The following is a 262-nucleotide window of genomic DNA, read 5'->3' on the forward strand; positions in this document are numbered from 1 at the left end:
GATGGCATCGAAGAGGCCTTCGCCCTTCGGCCGTTTGTGGATGGTGTTCGACGTTTCTCTGAGAAGCAGGAGAATGAGGACGGCGCCGATCGCCGGCGTCGCGCCGCAGACGATGAAGGCGACCTGCCAGCCGCCGAGCGAGAGCGCGACCCCCGTCAGAGCGAGTGAGAAGGCATACCCGACGGACGTCGATCCGATGAGCCAGCCCATCGCCGTGCCGCGACGTCGGTCTGTCGACATCTCCGAAAACACCATGACCAGC

1 protein-coding gene is annotated in these 262 nt (G+C 64.5%); it reads right to left on the reverse strand.

Translation table 11 applies throughout. The features are described from left to right. The coding region (locus CH341_RS32825) for an MFS transporter (protein ID WP_170149920.1) at window positions 1-240 on the reverse strand (240 nt) is incomplete at its 3' end. Window positions 241-262: the final 22 nt, after the last annotated feature.

Origin of the sequence: Rhodoplanes roseus (assembly GCF_003258865.1) — a bacterium.
Classification (GTDB): Bacteria; Pseudomonadota; Alphaproteobacteria; order Rhizobiales; family Xanthobacteraceae; genus Rhodoplanes; species Rhodoplanes roseus.